This window comes from Streptomyces sp. NPDC008238 (assembly GCF_042956445.1).
GTDB lineage: Bacteria > Actinomycetota > Actinomycetes > Streptomycetales > Streptomycetaceae > Actinacidiphila.
Window position 1 is genome coordinate 25802 of sequence record NZ_JBIBGK010000013.1, and the last position, 26246, is coordinate 52047.

A 26246-nucleotide genomic window follows, 5' to 3' on the forward strand; every position below is an offset into this window, starting at 1 on the left:
AAGAGGCCCCGGAGATCAGCACCGCCGATGTGGCCTACTCCCTGGCCACCAGGCGCGCCGCATTCCAGCAGCGTGCGGCGGTCGTGGCAGCGGACCGCGACGAGCTGCTGAGCGGCCTGGCCGCCCTGGCCGAGGGACACGCTGCAGCGGGCCTGGTGCGGGGTGCGTCCCCGACCTCGGGCAAGCTGGCGTTCCTGTTCACGGGGCAGGGGAGTCAGCGGCTGGGGATGGGTCGCGAGTTGTATGACGCCTATCCGGTGTTCGCGCGGGCGTTGGACGCGGTGCGTGAGCGGCTGGGTCTGGATGTGCTGTTCGGTGATGACGCCGAGGCGCTGGACCGGACGGAGTTCGCGCAGCCGGCGTTGTTCGCGGTGGAGGTCGCTCTCTTCCGGCTGCTGGAGTCGTGGGGTGTGAAGCCGGACTTCGTGTCCGGTCACTCCGTGGGTGAGATCGCTGCCGCGCATGTGGCGGGGGTGCTGTCGCTTGAGGACGCGTGCACGCTGGTCGAGGCTCGGGGAAGGCTGATGCAGGCGCTGCCTTCGGGTGGTGTGATGATCGCGTTGCAGGCGTCGGAGGACGAGGTCCTGCCGCTGCTGAACGAGCGGGTGAGCATCGGCGCTGTCAACGGCCCGCAGGCGGTGGTCATCGCGGGTGACGAGGATGCCGCGGTCGCGATCGTGGAGTCCTTCGGGGATCGGAAGTCGAAGCGCCTGACGGTCAGTCATGCATTCCACTCGCCGCACATGGACGGGATGCTGGACGCGTTCCGCGAGGTGGTCGAGGGGCTGTCGTTTGAGGCCCCGCGCCTTCCGGTCGTCTCCAACCTCACCGGTGCGGTCGTCACGGATGAGATGGCCTCGCCCGACTTCTGGGTGCGGCACGTGCGTGAGGCTGTGCGCTTCCTGGACGGTGTCCGCGCCCTGGAGGCCGCGGGCGTCACCACGTATCTCGAACTCGGCCCCGACGGTGTCCTGTCGGCGATGGCGCAGGAGTGCCTGACCGAGGACGGAGCCACCTTCGCCCCGGCACTGCGCGGCGGCCGGCCTGAGGTCGGCACTCTGACCGCTGCTCTGGCCCAGGCCTACACCGCCGGAGTCACCGTGGACTGGGAGGCGTACTTCGCGCCGACCGGCGGTCGACAGGTCGAACTGCCAACTTACGCCTTCCAGCGCGAGTGGTTCTGGCTCGAGTCGGGCGGCGCACAGGCCGGCCCCGGCGATGCCACAGGATTCGGTCTCGGTGCGGCGGATCATCCGTTGCTGGGTGCGGCGGTCGAGCTGCCGGATTCGGATGGGGTGGTGTTCACCGGTCGTCTGTCGCTGAGCACGCACCCGTGGCTGGCCGATCACGCGGTCATGGGCTCGGTGCTCCTGCCGGGTACCGCCTTCGTCGAGTTGGCGGTGCGTGCGGGTGAGCTGGTCGGGTGTGAGGTCCTGGAGGATCTGACGCTTGAGGCGCCGCTCGTGTTGCCGGAGCACGGTGGTGTGCAGCTGCGGCTGTCGGTGGGCGCCGGTGACGGTGAGGGCCGGCGGGCGCTGGTGCTGCATTCGCGGTTCGAGGGTGCGGCGGAGGATGCGTCGTGGGTGCGGCACGCCGCTGGTGTGCTGGCCGAGCGAGGCGCGGTGCCGGGCTTCGATCTGGCGGTGTGGCCGCCGGTCGGAGCTGAGCCGGTCGCGATGGACGGGCTGTACGAGGGCCTGGCGGATGCCGGCTTCGGTTACGGGCCGGTGTTCCGCGGTCTGCGGTCGGTGTGGCGTCTCGGCGACGATGTGTTCGCCGAGGTGCGGCTGCCGGAGTCGGTGGAGGTCGAGGCGGCTGCCTTCGGGCTGCATCCGGCGCTGCTCGACGCGGCGCTGCACGCGTTGGGCGTGAGCGGGACCGACAGCGCGGACGGTGAGGCGAAGCTGCCGTTCTCCTGGCAGGGCGTGACCGTGCACGCCGTCGGCGCGTCCGAGGTACGGGTGCGGTTGGCGCGTACGGGCCGTGATGTCGTCGCGCTGGAGCTGGCGGACGCCGAGGGTGTCCCGGTGGCGTCCGTGGCCGGTCTCGTGCTGCGGGCTTTCTCGCCGGAGCAGTTCACCGGGCCGGGTGCCGGTCAGGGCGATGCACTGTTCCGCGTCGAGTGGTCGCCGGTGTCGGCCGGCGGTTCGGTCGACGACTGGACGCTGGCGAGTGCCGGACTCGAGACCTTCGAGGCTGAGAGCGGCGCGGTTCCGGCGGTGCTGGTGGTGCCGTGTGTGGCCGACGAGTCGGTGCCGGATGTTGCCGGTGCCGTGCATGCGGAGACCGGCCGGGTGCTCGCCCTGGTGCAGGAGTGGCTGGGCGACGAGCGGTTCGCGGACTCGCGTCTGGTGTTCCTGACCCGGGGCGCGGTGGCCGCTGCACCCGGCGACGAGGTCGCGGATCTGGTGCACGCCCCGGTGTGGGGTCTGATCCGTTCGGCGCAGTCGGAGAATCCGGGCCGGTTCGGTCTGGTCGACCTCGACGGTGAGATCGCCCCGGAGATCGTGGCGGCGGCGCTGGCCACCGGTGAGCCGGAAGTCGCCGTCCGGGACGGCGCGTTCCTGGCGCCGCGCCTGGCGCGGGCCGTCGCGGATCCCGACGCCGAACCTCCGGTGGTGGATGGCACAGTGTTGGTGACGGGTGCCAGTGGTGCGCTGGGCGGGCTGTTCGCGCGTCACCTGGTGTCCGAGTACGGGGTGCGGGATCTGCTGCTGGTCAGCCGTCGCGGCGAGGACGCTCCGGGCGCCGCGGACCTGTCCGCCGAACTGGCGGGCCTGGGTGCGTCGGTGGCGTGGGCGGCGTGCGATGTGGCCGACCGGGACGGCCTGGCGGCGGTGCTCGATGCCATTCCGGCGGAGCGTCCGCTGTCGGCGGTGGTGCACACCGCTGGTGTCCTGGACGACGGTGTCATCGCGTCCCTGGACCAGGAGCGCCTGTCGGCGGTGCTGCGTCCGAAGGTGGACGCGGCGTGGAACCTGCACGAGCTGACGCAGGGCATGGACCTGGCGGCCTTCGTCCTCTTCTCCTCCGCCGCCGGTGTCTTCGGTGGCGCCGGTCAGGCGAACTACGCGGCCGCGAACGTCTTCCTCGACGCACTCGCCGCGCACCGCCGGGAGCAGGGCTTGGCCGCGACGTCGCTGGCCTGGGGCCTGTGGGACGGCGGCATGGCAGACGAGGTGGTGCGTTCCGGTCGGGGCGGCGTAGACGCTCTGACGGAGGACGAGGGCCTCGCCCTCTTCGACACCGCCCACGCCACCCAGGCCCCAGTCCTCGTGCCCATGAAGCTCGACCTGGCCGCGCTCCGCGCCCAGGCGGGCAGCGGGATGCTGCCGCCGCTGCTGAGCGGCCTGGTGCGCGTTCCCACTCGCCGCGCCGCGAAGGCCGGTTCGGCCGCGGCGGGCAAGCTCGCCCGGCAGCTCGCAGCGCTGCCCCAGGATGAGCGGGCCGAGGCCGTACTCGATGTGGTGCGGGGTGAGGTGGCGGGTGTTCTGGGTCATGGTTCGGTCGACCAGGTGCCCGCGGATCGTGCGTTCAAGGAGTTGGGCTTCGATTCGCTGACCGCGGTCGAGCTGCGGAACCGGTTGGGTTCGGTGGCGGGTGTGCGGCTGCCGGCGACGCTGGTCTTCGACTACCCGACGGCCGGGGCGCTCGCGGAGTTCTTGCTGGGCGAGGTCCTGGGTCTGGTCGAGCCGGTCGGTACGGCGTCGGTACCGGTGCGGGCCGGGGTGCTGGACGACGAGCCGATCGCGATCGTGGGGATGAGCTGCCGGTATCCGGGCGGGGTGGAGACCCCCGAGGATCTGTGGCGGCTGGTGCTGGGTGGCGGCGATGCGATCTCGCCGTTCCCGCAGGGTCGTGGCTGGGATCTGGACGCGCTGTTCGACCCGGACCCGGACGGCCGAGGCACCACCTACACCCAGTCCGGCGGCTTCCTGCACGACGCCGGCCGGTTCGACCCCGCGTTCTTCGGGATCTCGCCGCGTGAGGCCGTTGCGATGGACCCGCAGCAGCGTCTGCTCCTGGAGACCTCGTGGGAGGCGTTCGAGCGCGCGGGCATCGACCCGGCCGCGATGCGCGGCAGCCACACCGGTGTCTTCGCCGGTGTGATGTACCACGACTACTCGAGTCGTCTGACGGCTGTTCCCGAGGGGGTCGAGGGGTACCTCGGTACCGGTAATTCGGGGAGCATCGCGTCGGGTCGTGTGTCGTACGCGTTCGGGCTCGAGGGTCCGGCGGTCACGGTGGACACGGCGTGCTCGTCGTCTCTGGTGGCGCTGCACTGGGCGATCCAGGCGCTGCGCAACGGCGAGTGCACGATGGCGCTCGCCGGTGGTGTGACGGTCATGGCGTCACCCGGCACGTTCACCGAGTTCAGCCGTCAGCGTGGCCTGGCCCCCGACGGCCGGATCAAGTCCTTCGCGGCCGCTGCCGACGGCACCAGTTGGGCCGAGGGCGCGGGCATGCTGCTTGTGGAGCGGCTGTCGGACGCCCGCCGCAACGGCCACCCGGTCCTCGCGGTGGTCCGCGGTTCGGCGATCAACCAGGACGGCGCCAGCAACGGCCTCACCGCCCCCAACGGCCCCTCCCAGCAGCGCGTGATCCGGCAGGCCCTGGCCAATGCCCGGCTCACCGCCGCCGAGATCGACGCGGTCGAGGCGCACGGCACGGGCACGACGCTGGGTGACCCGATCGAGGCCCAGGCCCTGCTGGCCACCTACGGCCAGGAGCACGCCGACGAGCAGCCGCTGTGGCTCGGCTCCGTCAAGTCCAACATCGGTCACACGCAGGCCGCGGCAGGCGTGGCCGGCATCATCAAGATGATCATGGCGATGCGACACGGCGTGCTGCCGCGGACGCTGCACGTGGACGAGCCGACCCCGCACGTGGACTGGTCCGAGGGCGCGGTATCCCTCCTGACCGAGCAGACGGACTGGCCGGAGACCGGACGCCCGCGCCGCGCCGGCATCTCGTCCTTCGGCATCAGCGGCACCAACGCCCACACGATCATCGAGCAGGCCCCCGACGACCTCGCCCCGAGCCACAGCGCCGCCGAGGCTCCCGCCGAGGGCGACGGTTCCGTCCGCGCTTACGTGCTGTCGGCGAAGACCCCGGACGGCCTCCGCGACCAGGCGGCCCGCCTGCGGGCCCACCTGGAAGAGGCACCCGGCGTCGCCGCCGCCGATGTGGCGTTCACCCTCGCCACCCGGCGCGCCGCCTTCGAGCACCGTGCGGTCGTCGTCGCTCCCGGCCGGGACGAGCTGCTGCGCGGTCTCGCGGCCGTGGAGGCCGACGGCCCGGCAGCCTCGGTGGTGCGGGGCACGGCAGGCGCCGGAAAGCTCGCCTTCCTCTTCACCGGGCAGGGCAGCCAGCGACTCGGCATGGGCCGCGAGCTGTACGACACCTACCCGGTGTTCGCCGACGCGCTCGACGCGGCCTGCGCGCACCTCGATGTGCCGCTGAAGGACGTGCTGTTCGGCGACGACAGTGACCTGCTGAACGAGACCGCGAACACGCAGCCGGCGCTCTTCGCCGTCGAAGTGGCGCTCTACCGACTCGTCGAGTCCTGGGGCGTGAAGCCGGACTACCTCTCCGGCCACTCCATCGGCGAGATCGCCGCCGCGCATGTCGCCGGGGTGCTGTCCCTGGCGGATGCGTGCACGCTGGTCGAGGCGCGCGGACGGCTCATGCAGGCACTGCCCACCGGCGGCGTGATGATCGCCCTCGAAGCGGCCGAGGACGAAGTCCTGCCGCTGCTGAACGAGCGGGTGAGCATCGCCGCCGTCAACGGCCCGCGCTCGGTCGTCATCGCGGGTGACGAGGACGCCGCGGTGGCCATCGCCGCGGAGTTCCCGGACCGCAAGACCAAGCGCCTGACGGTCAGCCACGCGTTCCACTCCCCGCACATGGACGCCATGCTCGCGGACTTCCGGAAGGTCGCCGAGGGCCTGTCCTACACCGCGCCCCGCATCCCCCTCGTCTCCAACCTCACCGGCGCCCTGGTCACCGACGAGGTGACGTCGCCCGACTTCTGGGTCCGGCACGTCCGCGAGGCCGTCCGCTTCCTCGACGGCGTACGCGCCCTTGAGGCCGCGGGCGTCACCATGTACCTCGAACTCGGCCCCGACGGAGTCCTCTCCGCCATGGCCCAGGACTGCCTGACCGCCGAAGGCGCGGCCTTCGCCCCGGCACTGCGCGGCGGCCGGCCCGAGGCCGAGACCGTCACCACCGCACTCGCCCAGGCCCACGCCACCGGAGTGACCGTGGACTGGGAGGCGTACTTCGCACGGACCGGCGGCCGGCAGGTCGAACTGCCCACCTACGCCTTCCAGCGCGAGTGGTACTGGCTGGAGTCGGGCGGCCACCTCATCGGGGACGTCACCTCGGCCGGACTCGGTGCGGCGGACCACCCGCTGCTCGGCGCGGCGGTCGAGCTGCCCGACTCGGACGGGGTCGTCTTCACCGGGCGCCTGTCGCTGACCACCCACCCGTGGCTCGCGGACCACGCGGTCATGGGCTCGGTGCTCCTGCCGGGCACCGCCTTCGTCGAACTGGCGCTGCGCGCCGGCGAGCAGGTCGGCAGCGAGGTACTGGACGACCTGACGCTGGAGGCGCCGCTGGTGCTGCCGGAGTCGGGCGGTGTGCAGCTGCGGCTCTCGGTCGCCGGCGCGGACGACGACGGCCGCCGGGCCGTGGCGCTCCACTCGCGCGGCGAGAACGCGCCCGCCGACGAGCCGTGGACGCGGCACGCCGACGGTGTGCTCGCCCCCGCGGCGGCGGTCCCGGCCCCCGCTTCCGACCTGGCGGCCTGGCCGCCGCCCGGCGCCGAGCCGGTCGCCATCGACGGTCTGTACGACGGCATGGCGGCCGCCGGATTCGACTACGGCCCGGTCTTCCAGGGCCTGCGCGCGGCCTGGCGACTCGGTGACGAGGTCTACGCGGAGGTGAGCCTCGACGAGGACGCGGCAGCCACGGCGGAGTGGTTCGGTCTGCACCCGGCCCTCCTCGACGCCACCCTGCACGCCGCCGGCCTCGGCGGACTCGTGGAGGACACCGGGCAGGGACGTCTGCCGTTCGCGTGGGGCGGAGTGCGCCTGCACGCCACCGGCGCGGCGGCGGTACGGGTCCGGCTGGCGCCAGCCGGCCGCGACACGGTGTCCCTGCACCTGGCCGACGCGACCGGGGCGCCCGTCGCCTCGGTGGAGTCGCTGGTGCTGCGGGCCGTCTCGCCCGAGCAGATCGGCGCCGCGGCACGCGGCGGGCGCATGGAGTCGCTCTTCGAGGTCGACTGGACGGCGCTGCCCCTCGCACCGGTGCCGGCCGCCCAGCAGCGCCCCGTGGCACTGCTCACCGCCGACGGTTCCGGCCACGCGGGTCTCGACGCCGCAGGCGTCCGCTACGAGACGTGCGCGGGCCTGACCGCCCTCGGCGCCGAGGGCGAGGCCGTGCCGGAGGTCGTCGTGGTGCCGCTGGCCGGCGCCGCGTCCGAGGACCTGCCGGGTGCGGCGCACGCCGAGACCGGACGGGTGCTCGCACTGCTGCAGGAGTGGCTCGGCGACGAGCGGTTCGCCGACGCGCGGCTGGCCTTCCTGACGCGGGGCGCGGTGGCCTCCGTCGAGGACGACGAGGTCGCGGACCTGGTACGCGCCCCGGTGTGGGGCCTGGTGCGGTCGGCGCAGTCGGAGAACCCGGGCCGCTTCCTCCTGATCGACACCGACGACGCCGAAGCCTCCTACCAGGCGCTGCCCGCCGTGCTTGCCGCGGGCGAGCCGGAGGCCGCGGTGCGGGAAGGCGCGGTCCGCGTGCCGCGCCTCGTCCGGGCGGTCGTGGCACCGGACGCCGAGCCGCTCGCCCTGGACGGCACGGTGCTGGTGACGGGTGCCAGTGGTGCGCTGGGCGGCCTGTTCGCCCGCCATCTGGTGACCGAGTACGGCGTACGGGACCTCCTCCTGGTCAGCCGCCGCGGCGAGGACGCCCCGGGCGCTGCGGACCTGACCGACGAACTGGCGGAACTGGGTGCGTCGGTGGCCTGGGCGGCGTGCGATGTCGCCGACCGGGACGGGCTGTCCGCGGTGCTGGACGGCATCCCGGCGGAGCGTCCGCTGACAGCGGTAGTCCACACCGCCGGTGTCCTGGACGACGGCGTGATCGCGTCCCTGGACGAGGAGCGCCTGTCGAGGGTCCTGCGTCCGAAGGTGGACGCGGCGTGGAACCTCCACGAACTCACGCAGGACATGGACCTGTCCGCGTTCGTCCTGTTCTCCTCCGCCGCCGGTGTCTTCGGCGGCGCGGGCCAGGCGAACTACGCCGCCGCCAACTCCTTCCTGGACGCCCTCGCAGCGCACCGCAGGGCGCAGGGTCTGGCGGCCACGTCACTGGCGTGGGGTCTGTGGGACGGCGGCATGGCCGGCGAGCTGGAGGCCGGCGAGGTGTCCCGCCTCGGACGCGGTGGTGTCAACGCCCTGTCCGAGCAGGAGGGCCTGGCCCTCTTCGACACCGCGGCCGCCTCGGCGACAGCGGCCTTCGTACCCGTCAAGCTCGACCTGACCGCCCTGCGCGCCCAGGTCACCGGCGGGGGCATGCTGCCGCCGCTGCTCAGCGGCCTGGTCCGCGTCCCCGGTCGGCGCGCGGCGGGTACCGCCGACGCCGGTGCGCAGGGAGGCGCCGCCCTTCGGGAGCGCCTGGCCGGCCTGTCGCAGGAGGGACGGGAGGAGGCGCTGCTGGAGCTGGTCCGCGGTCACGTCGCGGGCGTGCTCGGCTTCGCCGGTCCCGAAGCGGTCGACGGCGCACGGTCGTTCAGCGACGTCGGCTTCGACTCCCTCACCGCGGTCGAGCTCCGCAACCGCCTGGGCGCGGCCACGGGAGTGCGGCTGCCGGCCACGCTCGTCTTCGACTACCCGACCCCGAACGCCATCGTGGAGTTCCTGCGGGACGAGCTCTGGCAGGGCGGCGCCGCGGCGGTTCCCCCGCTGCTCGCCGAACTGGACCGCCTGGAGCGGACGCTCGTCGAAGCCGTACCGGACGACGACGGCCGGAACCGGATCACCGAGCGGCTGCAGGCACTGCTGGCGGCCTGGAGCGCGGCCGGAGAGCCGGCGGGACCCGCCGGCGCCGACGTGGCCGAGACGCTGGAGACCGCCACCGATGACGACCTCTTCGACTTCATCGGCAAGGAATTCGGGATCTCCTGACGCGACGGTCCGGCCCGCCCACCCGACGACTCCGCCTTTCTGACTTCCGTACGAGGGATGCAAGCATGAACGAGGAAAAGCTTCGGTACTTCCTGAAGCGCGTGACGGCCGATCTCCACGAGACCCGCCGCCGCCTTCAAGAGGTCGAGTCGGCGGAGCCGGAACCGATCGCGATCGTCGGCATGAGTTGCCGTTTCCCGGGCGGCGTCGAGTCGCCCGAGGGCCTGTGGCGGCTCGTGTCGGAGGGCACCGACGCCATCTCCCCGTTCCCCACCGACCGGGGCTGGGACATGGAGCGGCTGTTCGACGCGGACCCCGACGGGCAGGGCACGAGCTACGTCCAGCAGGGCGGTTTCCTGCACGATGCGAACTGGTTCGACCCCGCCTTCTTCGGGATCTCGCCCCGCGAGGCCGCGGCCATGGACCCCCAGCAGCGGCTGCTGCTGGAGACCTCGTGGGAGGCGTTCGAGCGGGCCGGCATCGACCCGGCGACCCTGCGCGGCAGCCGGACCGGTGTCTTCGCGGGCGTCATGTACCACGACTACGCGGCGCGGCTGCGGGCCATCCCCGAGGAGGCGGAGGGGTACCTCGTCACGGGCGCCTCCAGCAGCGTCGCCTCGGGCCGTGTGTCGTACACCTTCGGCCTGGAGGGACCGGCGCTCACCGTCGACACGGCCTGCTCCTCCTCCCTCGTCACCCTGCACCTCGCCATGCAGTCGCTCCGCAAGGGCGAGTGCTCCCTCGCCCTCGCCGGCGGCGCAACCGTGATGGCCACGCCCGGCACCTTCACCGAGTTCAGCAGGCAGCGCGGCCTGTCCTTCGACGGCCGCTGCAAGTCCTTCGCCGACGCCGCGGACGGCACCGGCTGGGCGGAGGGCGCCGGCATGCTGCTGGTCGAGCGCCTCTCGGACGCCCGGCGCAACGGCCACCCCGTACTGGCGGTCGTGCGCGGCTCCGCCGTCAACCAGGACGGCGCGAGCAACGGCCTCACCGCCCCGAACGGACCGTCCCAGCAGCGGGTGATCCGCGCGGCCCTGGCCGACGCGCGCCTCACGCCCTCCGACGTCGACGCCGTCGAGGCGCACGGCACAGGCACGACGCTCGGCGACCCGATCGAGGCACAGGCCCTCCTGGCCACCTACGGCAAGGAGCACAGCGACGAGCAGCCGCTGTGGCTGGGTTCCATCAAGTCGAACCTCGGTCACACGCAGGCCGCCGCCGGTGTCGCGGGCATCATCAAGATGGTCATGGCGATCCGCAACGGCAGGCTCCCCAGGACCCTGCACGTCGACAAGCCCTCGACCAACGTCGACTGGTCGGCCGGTGCGGTCTCGCTGCTGGCCGACCCGGTCGCGTGGCCGGAGACCGGCCGCCCGCGCCGGGCCGCCGTGTCGTCGTTCGGTGTCAGCGGCACGAACGCGCACATCATCATCGAGGAAGCCCCCGCCCCTGCCCCCGATCCCGACGCCCCGGAGCCCGAGGGCGAGGGCGTGGCCGGCGACGAGGTGACTCCCGAGGCGGAGCCGCAGCCCGCCCTGGTCGCGGCGACCCACGATCCGTCCACGTCGGACCCGTCGCACTCCCTGCCCTGGACCCTGACGGCCAAGACCGAGAGCGCGCTCCGCGGCCAGGCCGAACGCCTCCTCGCGTATCTGGACGCCCACCCCGGCCTGCGGCCCGTCGACGTCGGGCACTCCCTGGCCACCACCCGCGCCGCACACGCACGGCGCGCGGTCCTGGTCGGCCGCGAGCGCGCCGACTACGTACGGGCCCTCACCGCTCTCGCGGCGGGCGAGCCGTCGTCCCACGTGGTTCAGGGAGCCGTCCTCGGTGGCAAGACGGTGTTCGTCTTCCCGGGCCAGGGTTCGCAGTGGGTGGGGATGGCGGGGGAGCTGCTCGACTCCTCGCCGGTGTTCGCCGCCCGGGTGGAGGAGTGCGCTCAGGCGCTGGAGCCGTTGACCGGCTGGTCGCTGGTCGATGTGCTGCGCGGTGTGGAGGGTGCTCCGTCGCTGGAGCGCGTGGACGTGGTCCAGCCTGCGCTGTTCGCGGTCATGGTCTCCCTCGCGGAGGTCTGGAAGGCCGCGGGGGTGCGCCCGGCGGCGGTGATCGGGCATTCGCAAGGTGAGATCGCGGCGGCCTGTGTCGCCGGGATTCTCTCGCTGGAGGACGCGGCTCGCGTGGTCGCGCTGCGCAGTCAGGCGATCGGCCGGGTGCTGGCAGGCCTCGGCGGGATGGTGTCGGTGGCGCTGCCCGCGGAGCAGGTGCGCGAGCGGATCGCAGCGTGGGGCGAGGAGCGGATCTCCGTTGCCGCGGTCAACGGCCCCTCCTCCGTGGTGGTTTCCGGCGAAGTGCAGGCGCTGGACGAGCTGCTTGCCTCGTGTGAGGCGAACGGCGTCCGGGCGCGGCGGATCGCCGTCGATTACGCCTCGCACTCGGCGCAGGTCGACCTGCTTGAAGAAGAACTCGGGAAGCTGCTGGCGCCGATCACCCCCGGTGAGGCGCAGGTGCCGTTCCTGTCGACGGTGACCGGCGAGTGGATGACCGGCCCGGAGCTGGACGGCGGCTACTGGTTCCGCAACCTGCGTCAGACCGTGGAGCTGGAGCACGCGGTACGCACCCTGCTGGAGCAGGGCTTCGGGGTGTTCGTCGAGTCCAGCCCCCACCCGGTCCTCACCGTCGGGTTGCAGGAGACCGTCGAGGACGCCGGCCGTGAGGCCGCGGTCCTGGGTTCGCTGCGCCGCAATGAAGGCGGTCTGGAGCGGTTCTGGCTGTCCCTGGGCGAGGCCTACGTGCACGGCGCGTCCGTCGACTGGCAGGCGGTGTTCGCCGGGACCGGCGCGCAGCGCGTGGACCTGCCCACCTACGCCTTCCAGCGCGAGCACTACTGGCTCGACGCCGGAACCATCGGCTGGGACATGTCCTCGGCGGGCCTCCGTTCCGCCGACCACCCGCTCCTCGCGACGTCCGTGGTCCTCGCGGACGCCGACGGCCTGCTGCTCACGGGACGGCTGTCCCTCGACACGCACCCGTGGCTCGCCGACCACGCCGTCTCCGGCACGGTCCTGCTCCCCGGCACAGCCTTCGTGGAACTGGCGGTGCGCGCCGGCGACCAGGTCGGCTGCGGCCTGGTCGAGGACGTCACCCTGGAAGCGCCGCTCGTGCTGCCCGAGGGCGACGGAGTCGAACTGCAGATCAGCGTCGGGGCGCCCGACGAGTCGGGCCGGCGGCAGGTCGCCTTCCACTCCCGCGGCGACCGCGCCGCCGAGGACGAGCCGTGGGTGCGGCACGCGACCGCCGTCCTGGCGGAGCGGGCGGAGGAGCCGGCGTTCGAGTGGGCCGCCTGGCCCCCGGCCGGTGCCGAGCCCGTCGCCATCGACGGACTGTACGAGGCCCTGGCGGTGGCCGGGTTCGAGTACGGTGCGCTCTTCCAGGGGCTGCGGGGCGTCTGGCGCCGGGGCGAGGACGTCTTCGCCGAGGTGACCCTCGGGGAAGAGGCGGAGCCGGGCGCCGAGCACTTCGGCCTCCACCCGGCACTCCTGGACGGCGCGTTGCACGCCATCGGCGTCGGCGGTCTCGTCGACGACGCCGGGCAGGGACGTCTGCCGTTCGCGTGGTCGGGCGTGACCGTGCACGCCATCGGGGCGTCCGAGCTGAGGGTGCGGCTCTCCCGCGCGGGCCGTGACACGGTGGCGCTGGAGGTGGCGGACGCCGAGGGCGCGCCGGTGGCGACCGTGCGCGGTCTCGCGCTGCGGACCTTCTCGCCCGAGCAGTTCGCCGGCCCGGGCACCGGGCAGGGCGACGCCCTCTTCCAGGTCCAGTGGTCGCCCCTCCCGTCCGGCGGTACGACGGTCGCCGCCGAGGACTGGACGACCCTCGGTCCCGAAGGGGCGTACGCCGACCTCGCCGCGCTGGGCGCGGCCCTCGCGGAGGACGGCACCGTCCCCTCGGTGGTGGTCGTGCCGTGCGCGACCGACGAGCCGGTGCGGGACGTGGCCGGTGCGGTGCACGCGGCGACCGGCCGCGTGCTCGGCCTCGTGCAGGAGTGGCTCGCCGACGAGCGCTTCGCCGGCTCGCGCCTGGTGTTCCGGACCCGGGGCGCCGTGGACGCCCTGCCGGACGAGGACGTGAAGGACCTGGTGCACGCCCCGGTGTGGGGCCTGATCCGGTCGGCGCAGTCGGAGAACCCCGGGCGCTTCGGTCTGGTCGACCTCGACGCTGAGGGCGACGCCGAGGCCGACGCGCGGGCACTGTCGTCGGCGCTCGCCTCCGGCGAACCGGAAGCAGCCGTGCGCGACGGTGTGGTGCGGGTGCCGAGGCTCACCCGCGCGGCGGTGGAGCCGGAGGCCGAGCTCCCGGTCCTCGAGGGCACGGTGCTGGTGACGGGTGCGAGCGGCCTGCTGGGCGGCTTGTTCGCGCGTCATCTGGTGTCCGCGTACGGGGTGCGGGATCTGCTGCTGGTGAGCCGTCGTGGTGAGGACGCGCCGGGCGCCGCGGAGCTGACGGCGGAGCTCACGGAGCTGGGTGCGTCGGTGTCGTGGGCGGCGTGCGACGTCGCCGACCGCGATGCGCTGTCCGCGGTGCTGGCGGAGCGTCCGCTGTCGGCGGTGGTGCACACCGCCGGTGTCCTGGACGACGGTGTGATCGCGTCGCTGGACCAGGAGCGGCTGTCGGCGGTGCTGCGTCCGAAGGTGGACGCGGCGTGGAACCTGCACGAGCTCACGCAGGACATGGACCTGTCGGCGTTCGTCCTGTTCTCCTCCGCTGCCGGTGTCTTCGGCGGCGCGGGCCAGGCGAACTACGCGGCGGCCAACTCCTTCCTCGACGCTCTTGCCGCACACCGCAGGGCACAGGGCCTGGCCGCCACGTCCCTGGCCTGGGGCCTGTGGGACGGCGGCCTCGCGAGCGAGCTGGAGGCCGATGACGTGTCGCGGCTCGGACGCGGTGGCGTGAACGCCCTGTCCGAGCAGGAGGGCCTGGCCCTTTTCGATGCCGCCTGTGCCTCCGGCACCGCGCTCTTCGTGCCGGTGAAGCTGGACCTCGCCGCGCTGCGTGCCCAGGTGGCCGGCGGGGGCATGCTGCCGCCGCTGCTCAGCGGACTGGTGCGCATGCCCGCTCGGCGTGCCGCGCGGGCGGGTTCGGCCTCGGCGGGCAAGCTGGCCCGGGAGTTGGCCGCGCTGCCGGTGGCGGAGCGGGAGGCTTCCGTGCTGGAGCTGGTGCGTACGCAGGTGGCGGCGGTGCTCGGGTTCACGGGTCCGGAGGCGGTCGAGCCGGGGCGTGCCTTCAGCGAGGTGGGCTTCGACTCGCTGACCGCTGTCGAGCTGCGGAACCGGCTCGGCACGGCGACCGGTGTGCGGCTGCCCGCGACCCTCGTCTTCGACTACCCGACACCCACCGCCCTCGCCGGTTATCTGTGCGCCGAACTGCTCGGCCGGCAGGACGCGGCGGCCGCGCCCACCGCGATCGCGGTACGCGACGACGAGCCGATCGCGATCGTGGCGATGGCGTGCCGCTTCCCTGGCGGCGTCCAGACGCCCGAGGACCTGTGGGACCTGGTGTCGGAGGGCAAGGACGCCATCTCCGACATGCCGGACGACCGCGGCTGGAACCTCACGGACCTGTTCGACCCCGACTCCGACCGGCCGGGCACCAGCTACAGCATGAACGGTGCGTTCCTCTACGACGCGCACCACTTCGACCCGACGTTCTTCGGCATCTCCCCGCGTGAGGCCCTTGCGACCGACCCGCAGCAGCGGCTGCTGCTGGAGACCTCCTGGGAGGCGTTCGAGCGGGCAGGTATCGACCCGGCCGCGGTGCGCGGCAGCCGTACGGGCGTCTTCGCGGGCGTGATGTACAACGATTACGGGACGCTGCTGCACCGCGCGCCGGAAGGGCTCGAGGGCTACATCGGCACGGCGAGTTCGGGCAGCGTCGCCTCGGGCCGGGTGTCGTACACCTTCGGCCTGGAGGGCCCCGCGGTCACGGTCGACACGGCCTGCTCGTCCTCGCTGGTGTCACTGCATCTCGCCGCCCAGGCGCTGCGCAACGGCGAGTGCGATCTGGCGCTGGCGGGCGGTGTGACCGTGATGGCGACGCCGGGCACCTTCGTGGCGTTCAGCATCCAGCGCGGGCTGTCGGCCGACGGCCGCTGCAAGCCGTTCGCGGCCGCCGCCGACGGCACGGGCTGGGGCGAGGGCGTCGGCATGCTGCTCGTGGAGCGGCTGTCCGACGCGCGCCGCAACGGTCACCCGGTGCTGGCCGTGCTGCGCGGTTCGGCGATCAACCAGGACGGCGCCAGCAACGGCCTGACGGCGCCGAACGGCCCGTCCCAGCAGCGGGTGATCCGCGCCGCTCTCGCGAGCGCCCGCCTGTCGGCCGGCGAGATCGACGCGGTCGAGGCCCACGGCACGGGCACGACGCTGGGCGACCCGATCGAGGCGCAGGCGCTGCTGGCGACCTACGGCCAGGAGCACAGCGACGAGCAGCCGCTGTGGCTGGGCTCGGTGAAGTCCAACTTTGGTCACACGCAGGCCGCGGCCGGTGTCGCGGGTGTGATCAAGATGGTGATGGCGATGCGGCACGGTGTGCTGCCGCAGACGCTGCACGTGGACGAGCCGTCCCCGCACGTGGACTGGTCCGAAGGCGCGGTCTCGCTGCTGACGGAGCGCATGGCCTGGCCGGAGACGGGCCGCCCGCGTCGCGCCGCCGTGTCGTCCTTCGGCATCAGCGGCACCAACGCCCACACGATCATCGAGCAGGCCCCCGACGACCTCGCCCCGAGCGACAGCGTCGCGCTGGCTCCCGCCGAGGACGACGGCTCGGTGCTGCCCTACGTCCTCTCGGCGAAGACCCCGGACGGCCTCCGCGACCAGGCCGCCCGTCTGCGGGCCCGCCTCGAAGCGGCGCCCGGCCTCGCCGCCACCGACGTGGCCTACACGCTCGCCGCCAAGCGTGCGGCCTTCGACCACCGTGCGGCGGTCGTGGCCGCCGGCCGGGACGAACTGCTCCGCGGGCTGGCCGCCGTGGAGGCGGACGACGCGGCGGGGCCGGTGGTGCGGGGGACGGTGAGCGCCGGGAAGCTGGCGTTCCTGTTCACGGGGCAGGGCAGCCAGCGGCTGGGGATGGGCCGGGAGCTGTACGCCACGTACCCGGTGTTCGCGCAGGCGCTGGACGCGGTGTGCGCGTGGTTCGATGTGCCGTTGAAGGATGTGCTGTTCGGCGAGGACGCAGAGGCGCTGGATCGCACGGAGTTCACGCAGCCCGCGCTGTTCGCGGTGGAGGTGGCGCTGTTCCGGCTGCTGGAGTCGTGGGGTGTGAAGCCGGACTTCCTCTCCGGCCACTCAATTGGTGAGATCGCCGCCGCGCACGTGGCCGGGGTGCTGTCCCTGGAGGACGCGTGCACGCTGGTGGAGGCGCGTGGGCGGTTGATGCAGGCCCTGCCCGCCGGTGGTGTGATGATCGTGCTGCAGGCGTCCGAGGACGAGGTCCTGCCGCTGCTGACCGACCGGGTGAGCATCGCCGCCGTCAACGGACCGCAGGCCGTGGTGATCGCTGGTGACGAGGACGCCGCGATGGCGATCGTGGAGTCCTTCGAGGACCGGAAGTCGAAGCGGCTGACGGTCAGCCACGCGTTCCACTCCCCGCACATGGACGGCATGCTCGACGCCTTCCGCGAGGTGGTCGAGGGGCTGTCGTTCGGGGCTCCGCGCATCCCGGTCGTCTCGAACCTGACCGGCGCCGTCATCACCGACGAGATGACCTCGCCCGAGTTCTGGGTGCGCCATGTCCGTGAGGCCGTCCGTTTTCTGGACGGCGTCCGTGCCCTGGAGGCCGCGGGCGTCACCACGTACGTGGAGGTCGGCCCGGACGGCGTGCTGTCGGCGATGGCGCAGGAGTGCGTCGACGCTGACACCGCGGCGTTCGTGCCTGCTCTTCGCTCCGCCCGGCCGGAGGCCGAGACGGTGAACGGTGTCCTGGGCTTCGTGCAGGTGCGCGGTGGCCGGGTGGACTGGGAGGCGTACTTCGCGGGCGCCGGTGCGCGGCGGGTGGATCTGCCGACGTACGCGTTCCAGCGGGAGCGGTACTGGATCGACGTGCCGGTGTCGCAGGTGGGTGATGTGGCGTCGGCGGGTCTGGGTCGGGCCGAGCATCCGTTGCTGGGTGCGGCGGTGGAACTGCCCGATTCGGAGGGGTTGCTGTTCACGGCCCGGTTGTCGCTGGAGTCGCACCCGTGGCTGGCCGACCACGCCGTGTCGGGTGCGGTGCTGCTGCCGGGGACGGCGTTCGTCGAGCTGGCCCTGCACGCCGGTGGGCGGGCGGGTACCGGGCTGCTGGAGGAACTCACCCTGGAGGCGCCGCTCGTCCTGCCCGAACGCGGCGCGCTCCAGTTGCAGATCAGCGTCGGGGCTGCCGACGCGTCGGGACGACGGCCGGTCGCCTTCCACTCCCGCGCCGATCGTGCGGTGGACGAGGTGCCGTGGGTGCGGCATGCCTCCGGTGTGCTGGCCGTGGACGAGGCGGAGCCGGTGTTCGACCTGGCGGCATGGCCGCCGGCAGGGGCGGAACCGGTCGCCGTCGACGGACTGTACGAGGCCCTGGCCATGGCCGGGTTCGAGTACGGAGCGGTCTTCCAGGGCCTGCGGTCGGTCTGGCGTCTCGGTGACGACGTGTTCGCCGAGGTCGGGCTCGGGGACGAGACGGCGGCCGGGGCGGAGCGGTTCGGTCTGCATCCGGCGCTGCTCGACGCGGCCCTGCACGCCATCACCCTCGGCGGTCTCGTCGAGGACACGGGACAGGGACGTCTGCCGTTCTCGTGGTCGGGCGTGAGCGTGTATGCGGTGGGCGCGTCCGAGGTACGGGTGCGGTTGTCCCGTGCGGGCCGTGACGTGGTGGCGCTGGAGCTGGCGGACGCCGAGGGCGCGCCGGTGGCGTCGGTGCGGGGTCTGGCGCTGCGGGCGTTCTCGCCCGAGCAGTTCGCCGGGCCGGGTGCCGGTCGGGGTGACGCGCTGTTCCGGGTCGAGTGGTCGACGGTGCCGGCCGGTGGCTCTGTCGGCGACTGGATGCCGCTGGGGGACGGGTCCCAGGCGTTCGCGGATCTGGCGGCGCTGGGTGCGGCGGCCGCCGAGGGCGGTGCCGTTCCGGGGGTGCTGGTGGTGCCGTGTGTGGCCGACGAGCCGGTGCCGGACGTGGCCGGTGCGGTGCATGCGGAGACCGGGCGGGTGCTGGCGCTGGTGCAGGAGTGGCTGGGTGACGAGCGGTTCGCCGCGTCGCGTCTGGTGTTCCTGACCCGGGGTGCGGTGGCCGCTGCGCCGGGCGACGAGGTGGCGGATCTGGTGCACGCCCCGGTGTGGGGTCTGATCCGTTCGGCGCAGTCGGAGAATCCGGGCCGGTTCGGTCTGGTCGACCTCGACGGTGAGATCACCCCGGAGGTCGTCGGGGCGGTGTTGGCCGCCGGTGAGCCGGAAGTCGCGGTCCGGGACGGGGGGTTCCTGGCGCCGCGCCTGGCGCGGGCCGTCGCGGATCCCGACGCCGAACCTCCGGTGGTGGATGGCACAGTGTTGGTGACGGGTGCCAGTGGTGCGCTGGGCGGGCTGTTCGCGCGTCACCTGGTGACCGAGTACGGCGTACGGGATCTGCTGCTGGTCAGTCGTCGCGGCGAGGCTGCGCCGGGCGCTGCGGAGCTGGCGGCGGAGCTCACGGATCTGGGTGCGTCGGTGGCGTGGGCGGCGTGCGATGTGGCCGACCGGGACGGCCTGGCGGCGGTGCTCGATGCCATTCCGGCGGAGCGTCCGCTGGCGGCGGTGGTGCACACCGCCGGTGTCCTGGATGACGGCGTCATCGCGTCCCTGGACCAGGAGCGCCTGTCGGCGGTGCTGCGTCCGAAGGTGGACGCGGCGTGGAACCTCCACGAGCTGACGCAGGACATGGACCTGGCGGCCTTCGTCCTGTTCTCCTCCGCCGCCGGTGTCTTCGGCGGCGCTGGTCAGGCGAACTACGCGGCCGCCAACGTCTTCCTGGACGCACTCGCCGCGCACCGCAGGTCGCAGGGCCTTGCGGCGACGTCGCTTGCCTGGGGCCTGTGGGACGGCGGCATGGCCGGCGAGCTGGAGGCCGGAGAGGTGTCCCGTCTCGGGCGCGGTGGCGTGAACGCCCTGACGGAGGACGAGGGCCTGGCCCTCTTCGACAACGCGGCCGCCTCGCCGACGGCTGCGTTCGTTCCCATGAAGCTGGACCTGGCCGCGCTCCGCGCCCAGGTCGCCGGCGGCGGGATGCTGCCGCCGCTGCTCGGCGGGCTCGTCCGGATGCCCGCTCGGCGTGCCGCGCGGTCGGGTTCGGCCTCGGCGGGCAAGCTGGCCCGTCAGCTGGCCGCGCTGCCGGTGGCGGAGCGGGAGGCGTCCGTGCTGGAGCTGGTCCGAACGCAGGTGGCGGCGGTGCTCGGGTTCACGGGTCCGGAGGCGGTCGAGCCGGCGCGTGCCTTCAGCGAGGTCGGTTTCGACTCGCTGACCGCCGTCGAGCTGCGGAACCGGCTCGGCACGGCGACCGGTGTGCGGCTGCCCGCGACCCTCGTCTTCGACTACCCCACCCCCGCTGTGCTGGCCGAGTACCTCTGCTCCGAGCTGCTGGGCGTACAGGAGCCGATCGACGCGCCGGTGGCCGTCGCGGTACGTGACGACGAGCCGATCGCGATCGTGGCGATGGCGTGCCGCTTCCCCGGCGGCGTGCGCACGCCCGAGGACCTGTGGGACCTGGTGACGGAGGGCAGGGACGCCATCTCCGCGATGCCGGACGACCGCGGCTGGAACATCGCCGAGCTGTTCGACCCCGACTCCGACCGGCCGGGCACCAGCTACAGCATGAACGGCGGGTTCCTGCACGACGCGCACCACTTCGACCCGACGTTCTTCGGCATCTCGCCGCGTGAGGCGCTGGCCACCGACCCGCAGCAGCGGCTGCTGCTGGAGACCTCGTGGGAGGCGTTCGAGCGGGCCGGCATCGACCCGGCCTCGGTGCGCGGCAGCCGTACGGGTGTGTTCGCGGGCGTGATGTACAACGACTACGGGACGCTGCTGCAGCGTGCGCCGGAGGGGCTCGAGGGCTACTTGGGCACCGCAAGCACCGGCAGTGTCGTGTCCGGTCGCGTGTCCTACACCTTCGGCCTGGAGGGCCCCGCCGTCACGGTCGACACGGCCTGCTCCTCGTCCCTCGTCACCCTCCACCTCGCCGCCCAGGCGCTGCGCAACGGCGAGTGCGATCTGGCGCTGGCGGGCGGTGTGACCGTGATGGCGACGCCGGGCACCTTCGTGGCGTTCAGCATCCAGCGCGGTCTGTCGGCCGACGGCCGCTGCAAGCCGTTCGCGGCCGCCGCCGACGGCACCGCGTGGGGTGAGGGCGTCGGCATGCTGCTCGTGGAGCGGCTGTCCGACGCGCGTCGCAACGGCCACCAGGTGCTGGCGGTGCTGCGGGGCTCGGCGATCAACCAGGACGGTGCCAGCAACGGTCTGACGGCGCCGAACGGCCCGTCCCAGCAGCGGGTGATCCGGCAGGCCCTGGCCAATGCCCGGCTCACCGCCGCGGACGTGGACGTCGTGGAGGCGCACGGCACGGGTACGACGCTGGGCGACCCGATCGAGGCGCAGGCACTGCTGGCCACCTACGGGCAGGAGCACAGCGACGAGCAGCCGCTGTGGCTCGGCTCGGTGAAGTCCAACTTCGGTCACACGCAGGCGGCGGCAGGCGTGGCGGGCATCATCAAGATGGTGATGGCGATGCGCCACGGCGTGCTCCCCAGGACGCTGCACGTGGACGAGCCGTCCCCGCACGTCGACTGGTCCGAGGGCGCCGTCTCGCTGCTGACCGAGCAGAGGGACTGGCCGGAGACGGGCCGCCCGCGCCGCGCCGGCATCTCGTCCTTCGGCATCAGCGGCACCAACGCCCACACGATCATCGAGCAGGCCCCCGACGATCCGGCGCTGCTGATGGGCTTGACGTCGCCATCCGCGGAACGCGCAGAATCCGTTCTGCCCTACGTGCTGTCGGCGAAGTCCGCTGACGCGCTGCGCGATCAGGCGGCCCGCCTGCGGTCGCAGCTCGAGGACGCCCCGGAGACGGGGAGCGTCGACGTGGCCTACACGCTCGCCACCAAGCGCGCGGCCTTCGAGCACCGTGCGGCGGTCGTGGCCGCCGGCCGGGACGAGCTGCTGCGCGGTCTCGCGGCCGTGGAGTCCGACGGCCCGGCGGCATCGGTGGTGCGGGGGACGGCAAGCACTGGCAGGCTCGCGTTCCTCTTCACCGGGCAGGGCAGCCAGCGGCTCGGCATGGGTCGCGAACTGTATGCCACGCACGCCGTGTTCGCGGACGCCTTGGACGCGGTCTGCGCGCGGCTCGATGTGCCGCTGAAGGATGTGCTGTTCGGCGAGGACGCCGAGGCGCTGGATCGCACGGAGTGGACCCAGCCGGCGTTGTTCGCGGTCGAGGTGGCGCTGTTCCGGCTGCTGGAGAGCTGGGGTGTGGGGCCGGACTTCCTGTCCGGTCACTCCATCGGTGAGATCGCCGCCGCGCATGTCGCCGGGGTGCTGTCCCTGGAGGACGCCTGCACGCTTGTCGCCGCTCGCGGACGGCTGATGCAGGCGCTGCCCTCCGGTGGCGTGATGATCGCACTGGAGGGGGCCGAGGACGAGGTCCTGCCGCTGTTGGACGAGCGCGTGAGCATCGCCGCCGTCAACGGCCCCCAGTCCGTGGTGATCGCGGGTGACGAGGACACGGCCGCGGCCGTCGTGGAGCTGTTCCCGGACCGCAGGTCGAAGCGGCTGACGGTCAGCCATGCCTTCCACTCCCCGCACATGGACGGCATGCTCGACGCCTTCCGCGAGGTCGCCGAGGGCCTGACATACGCCTCCCCGCGCATCCCGGTCGTCTCCAACCTCACCGGCGCCCTCGTCACGGACGAGATGTCTTCGCCCGAGTTCTGGGTCCGCCACGTCCGCGACGCCGTCCGCTTCCTCGACGGCGTCCGCGCCCTGGAGGCCGCAGGCGTCACCACGTACGTGGAGATCGGCCCCGACGGCGTCCTGTCCGCCATGGCTCAGGAGTGCGTGACCGGGGAAGGCGCCGCCTTCACCCCCGTCCTGCGCTCCGCCCGCCCGGAAGCCGAGACGGTGAACGGTGCCCTGGGCTTTGTGCAGGCGCGGGGTGGCCGGGTGGACTGGGAGGCGTACTTCGCCGGCACCGGTGCCCGCCTGGCGGACGTCCCGACGTACGCGTTCCAGCAGGAGCGGTACTGGATCGACGTGCCGGTCGCGCAGGTGGGTGACGTGGCGTCGGCCGGTCTCGGGCGAGCGGATCACCCGCTGCTGGGCGCGGCGGTCGAACTTCCGGACTCCGAGGGCCTGTTGTTCACCGGCCGCCTCTCGCTCGATGCCCACCCGTGGCTGGCCGACCACGCCGTCTCCGGCGCCGTGCTGCTGCCGGGGACCGCGTACGTCGAGCTGGCCCTGCACGTCGGCGGGCGGGCGGGCACCGAGCTGCTGGAGGAACTCACCCTGGAGGCACCGCTCGTCCTGCCCGAACGCGGCGCGCTCCAGCTGCGGTTGTCGCTGGCGGAGCCGGACGCGAATGGCAGGCGCGCGCTGCACGTGCACTCGCGCACCGAGGCCGCGAGCGGCGAGAGCGCCCAGGACGTGCCGTGGACCCGGCACGCGAGCGGTCTGCTCGGCACCGGGACCGCGGTGACCCCGCCGCAGGCGCAGGATCCGGCGGTCTGGCCGCCGGCCGGGGCCGAACCCCTGGACGTGACGGGACTGTACGACGGCTTCGCCGCCGTCGGGTTCGCGTACGGCCCGGCGTTTCGCAACCTGCGGGCGGCCTGGCGCCGCGGTGACGAGCTGTTCGCCGAACTGCTGCTGCCCGAGGAGACCTTGGCCCAGGCGGCGCAGTTCGGGGTGCACCCGGCGCTGCTGGACGCGGGGCTCCACGGCATCGTGCTGGGTTCGTTCCTCACCGCCGACGACGAGGAGCCGGGTGAGGAGGGCCCCCGGATGCGGCTGCCCTTCTCCTTCGGCGGCGTCGGCCTGCACGCCGTCGGCGCGGGCGCGCTGCGGGTGCGGCTCGCCCCCGCCGGCTCCGGCGCGGTGTCGCTGGCGGCCTTCGACGAGCGCGGCGAACCGGTCGTGTCGGTCGAGTCGCTGCTGCTGAGGGAACTCGACCCCGCCCGGCTGCGGGCCGCGGCCGGCCCGGCGTTCCATGACTCCCTGTTCCGGCTGGAGTGGCCCGCCGTGGTCGGTGCCGGGGCCCCCGAGGGCGGGACCTGGGCCGTGGTCGGCACGGACGCGCTCGGCCTGGAGGCGGTGCTGCGGGCAGCGGGTGCGGCGGTCGACGTGTACGCGGACGTGGACGCGCTGGCCGGTGTGGTGGCGGCGGGCAAGCCGTCGCCGGACACCGTGCTGGTGTCGTACGCCCCGGCCGGCGCCGGGAGCGCGGCGCGGGTCGCGGAGGAGGCCCGGCACGCGGCGCACTCCGCGCTCGGGCTCGTGCAGGCGTGGTCGGCCGAGGAGTCGCTCGCCGCTTCGCGCCTCGCGTTCGTGACGCGCGGCGCGGTCGAGGCCCGGCCCGGCGAGGGCGTGCGGGACGTGGCCCGGGCGGCGGTGTGGGGCCTCGTGCGCTCAGCGCAGTCCGAGAACCCCGGCCGCTTCCTGCTGCTCGACCTCGACGCGGAGGACGACGACGGCGACGCCCCGGCGAAGCTTGGCCCGCTCCTAGCGGCCGCCGCTGCCGCGCAGTCGGCCGGCGAGCAGCAACTCGCCGTCCGCGGGGGAGCGCTGCACGCCGCACGGATGGCGCGGGTGCCCGCGGCGCGACCCGGGAGCGACGAGCCCGCCGAGTCCGAGTCCGCAGAGGACGCCCTGGACGCGCGGTTCCCCGTGCTCGACCCGGACGGCACCGTTCTCATCACCGGCGGCACCGGTGTGCTGGGCGGTCTCCTGGCCCGGCACCTGGTCACCGAACGGGGCGTGCGGCGCCTGCTGCTGACGAGCCGGCGCGGCCTCGACGCCGAGGGCGCCGCGGAGCTCGTGGCCGACCTCACCGCACTGGGAGCCGAGGCGACCGTCGCCGCCTGCGACGCGTCCGACCGGCAGGCCCTGGATGCGCTGCTGGCGGGCGTACCCGCCGAGCACCCGCTCACCGCGGTCGTCCACGCCGCGGGGCGTCTCGACGACGGCCTCGTGCCCTCGCTGACCCCCGAGCGGATCGACACCGTCCTGCGTCCGAAGGTGGACGCCGCACTCCACCTGCACGAGCTGACGCAGGACGCGGACCTCGCCGCCTTCGTGCTGTTCTCGTCGGTGGCCGGCACGCTCGGCAACCCCGGGCAGGCCAACTACGCGGCGGCGAACGCCTGTCTCGACGCCCTGGCCCAGCACCGGCGCGCGGCGGGGCTGCCCGCGGTGTCGATGGCGTGGGGACTGTGGGAGACGCCCAGCGGGATGACCGCCGAGCTCACGGCCGCCGACGTGCAGCGCCTGGCGCGCGCCGGACTGTCCCCGCTGACCTCGGCGGAGGGCCTGGCCCTGTTCGACACGGCCTGCGCCCTCGCCGCGACGGACGAGCGGACGGACACACCCGCGGACACACCGGCGGACGGGGCCGGCAACAACGGCGTCCTGGTCGCCATGCACCTGGACACCGCGCCGCTGCGGGCCCGGGCGGAGACCGGCGGCCTGCCGGCGGTCTTCCGGGGCCTGGTCCGCGGTGGGCCGCGCAGGGCCGCCGGGCACAGTGCCGGTGAGGCGGCGGCGTCGGCCGCCGCGCGACGGCTCGCGGAGCTGCCCGGGCTGCCGGAGGAGGAGCAGGAGAAGGTGCTGCTCGACGTGGTGCGCGCCCAGGTGGCCGCCGTGCTGGCCTACCCCTCGCCCGACGCGGTGGGGGAGTCCCAGGAGTTCCTGGAGCTGGGTCTGGACTCGCTGACCGCCGTGGAGCTGCGCAACCAGCTGAACGCCGCGACGGGTCTGCGGCTGCCTCCCACGCTGCTCTTCGACTACCCGACCCCCGTCCTGGTCGCCGGACTGCTGCGCTCCGAGCTCGCCGGGGCCGCCGGCGGCGCGGCGTCGCCCGCCGCGGGAGACGCCGGGAACGCCGGGGAGGAGGGCGACGGCGGGGTGTTCGGCGCGATGCTCCACGAAGCCGGCGCGCAGGGCACCTCGGGGCAGTTCATGGAGATGCTCATGCAGGCCTCGCGGTTCCGGCCCTCGTTCTCCTCGCCCGCGGAGCTGCGGAAGGCACCCGCCTTGGTGCGGCTCTCCCGGGGCGAGACGCGGCCCGGAGTGGTCTGCTTCCCCTCGATCCTGTCGATCTCCGGCCCGCACCAGTACGCCCGGTTCGCCTCGGCGTTCCGGGGGCGCCGGGACGTGTGGGCGATGGGCGTGCCGGGCTTCCTGCGGGGCGAGCAGCTGCCGACGAGCGTGGAGGCGGTCATCGACGCGCAGGCGGAGGCCGTCCTGCGGCACACCGACGGCGCGCCGCTCGTGCTGCTCGGTCACTCGTCGGGCGGCATGCTCGCCCACGCGGTCGCCGCGCGGCTGGAGGACCAGGGCGCACGCCCGGAGGCGGTCGTGCTGATCGACATCTACTCGCACGACGACGACGCGCTGGTGGGCCTGCAGCCCGGCCTCGGCCAGGGCATCGCCGAGCGCCAGGACAGCTACGTGCCCGTCGACGACACCCGACTGCTGGCCATGGGTGCCTACTTCCGGCTCTTCGCGGGCTGGAAGCCGACGGCCGTGACGTCGCCGACGCTGCTGGTCCGGGCCGGTGAGCGGTTCTTCGACTGGTTCCGGCCCACCGACGGCGACTGGCGTTCCTACTGGGACCTGCGGCACACCGCCGTGGACGTGGAGGGCGACCACTTCACCATGATGGAGCGGCACGCGGCGACGACCGCGCGGGCCGTCGAGGAGTGGCTGACCGACACGCTGTGACGGCGGCCGCCGGCCGGAACGACCGAGGGCCGGACCCCACCACTCCCGGTGGGGTCCGGCCCTCCGCCGTCGTTCCGGGCGTTCCACA

The 26246-nt window shown here is 73.6% G+C and carries 2 protein-coding genes (1 of these 2 cut by a window edge); both read left to right on the forward strand.

The window, feature by feature from the left end; genetic code table 11:
• Positions 1-9191: the end of an SDR family NAD(P)-dependent oxidoreductase gene (locus ACFZAU_RS24680; RefSeq protein WP_500553971.1), read on the forward strand. 18367 nt of this gene lie to the left of the window's left edge; only the last 9191 of its 27558 coding nucleotides appear in the window; the start codon falls outside the window, past its left edge; it ends in the stop codon at positions 9189-9191.
• 65 nt (positions 9192-9256) lie between these two features.
• The gene (locus tag ACFZAU_RS24685; RefSeq protein WP_500553972.1) at positions 9257-26158 is read left to right on the forward strand and encodes a type I polyketide synthase; all 16902 of its coding nucleotides are present in this window, start codon (positions 9257-9259) and stop codon (positions 26156-26158) included.
• The last annotated feature ends 88 nt before the right edge of the window (positions 26159-26246 follow it).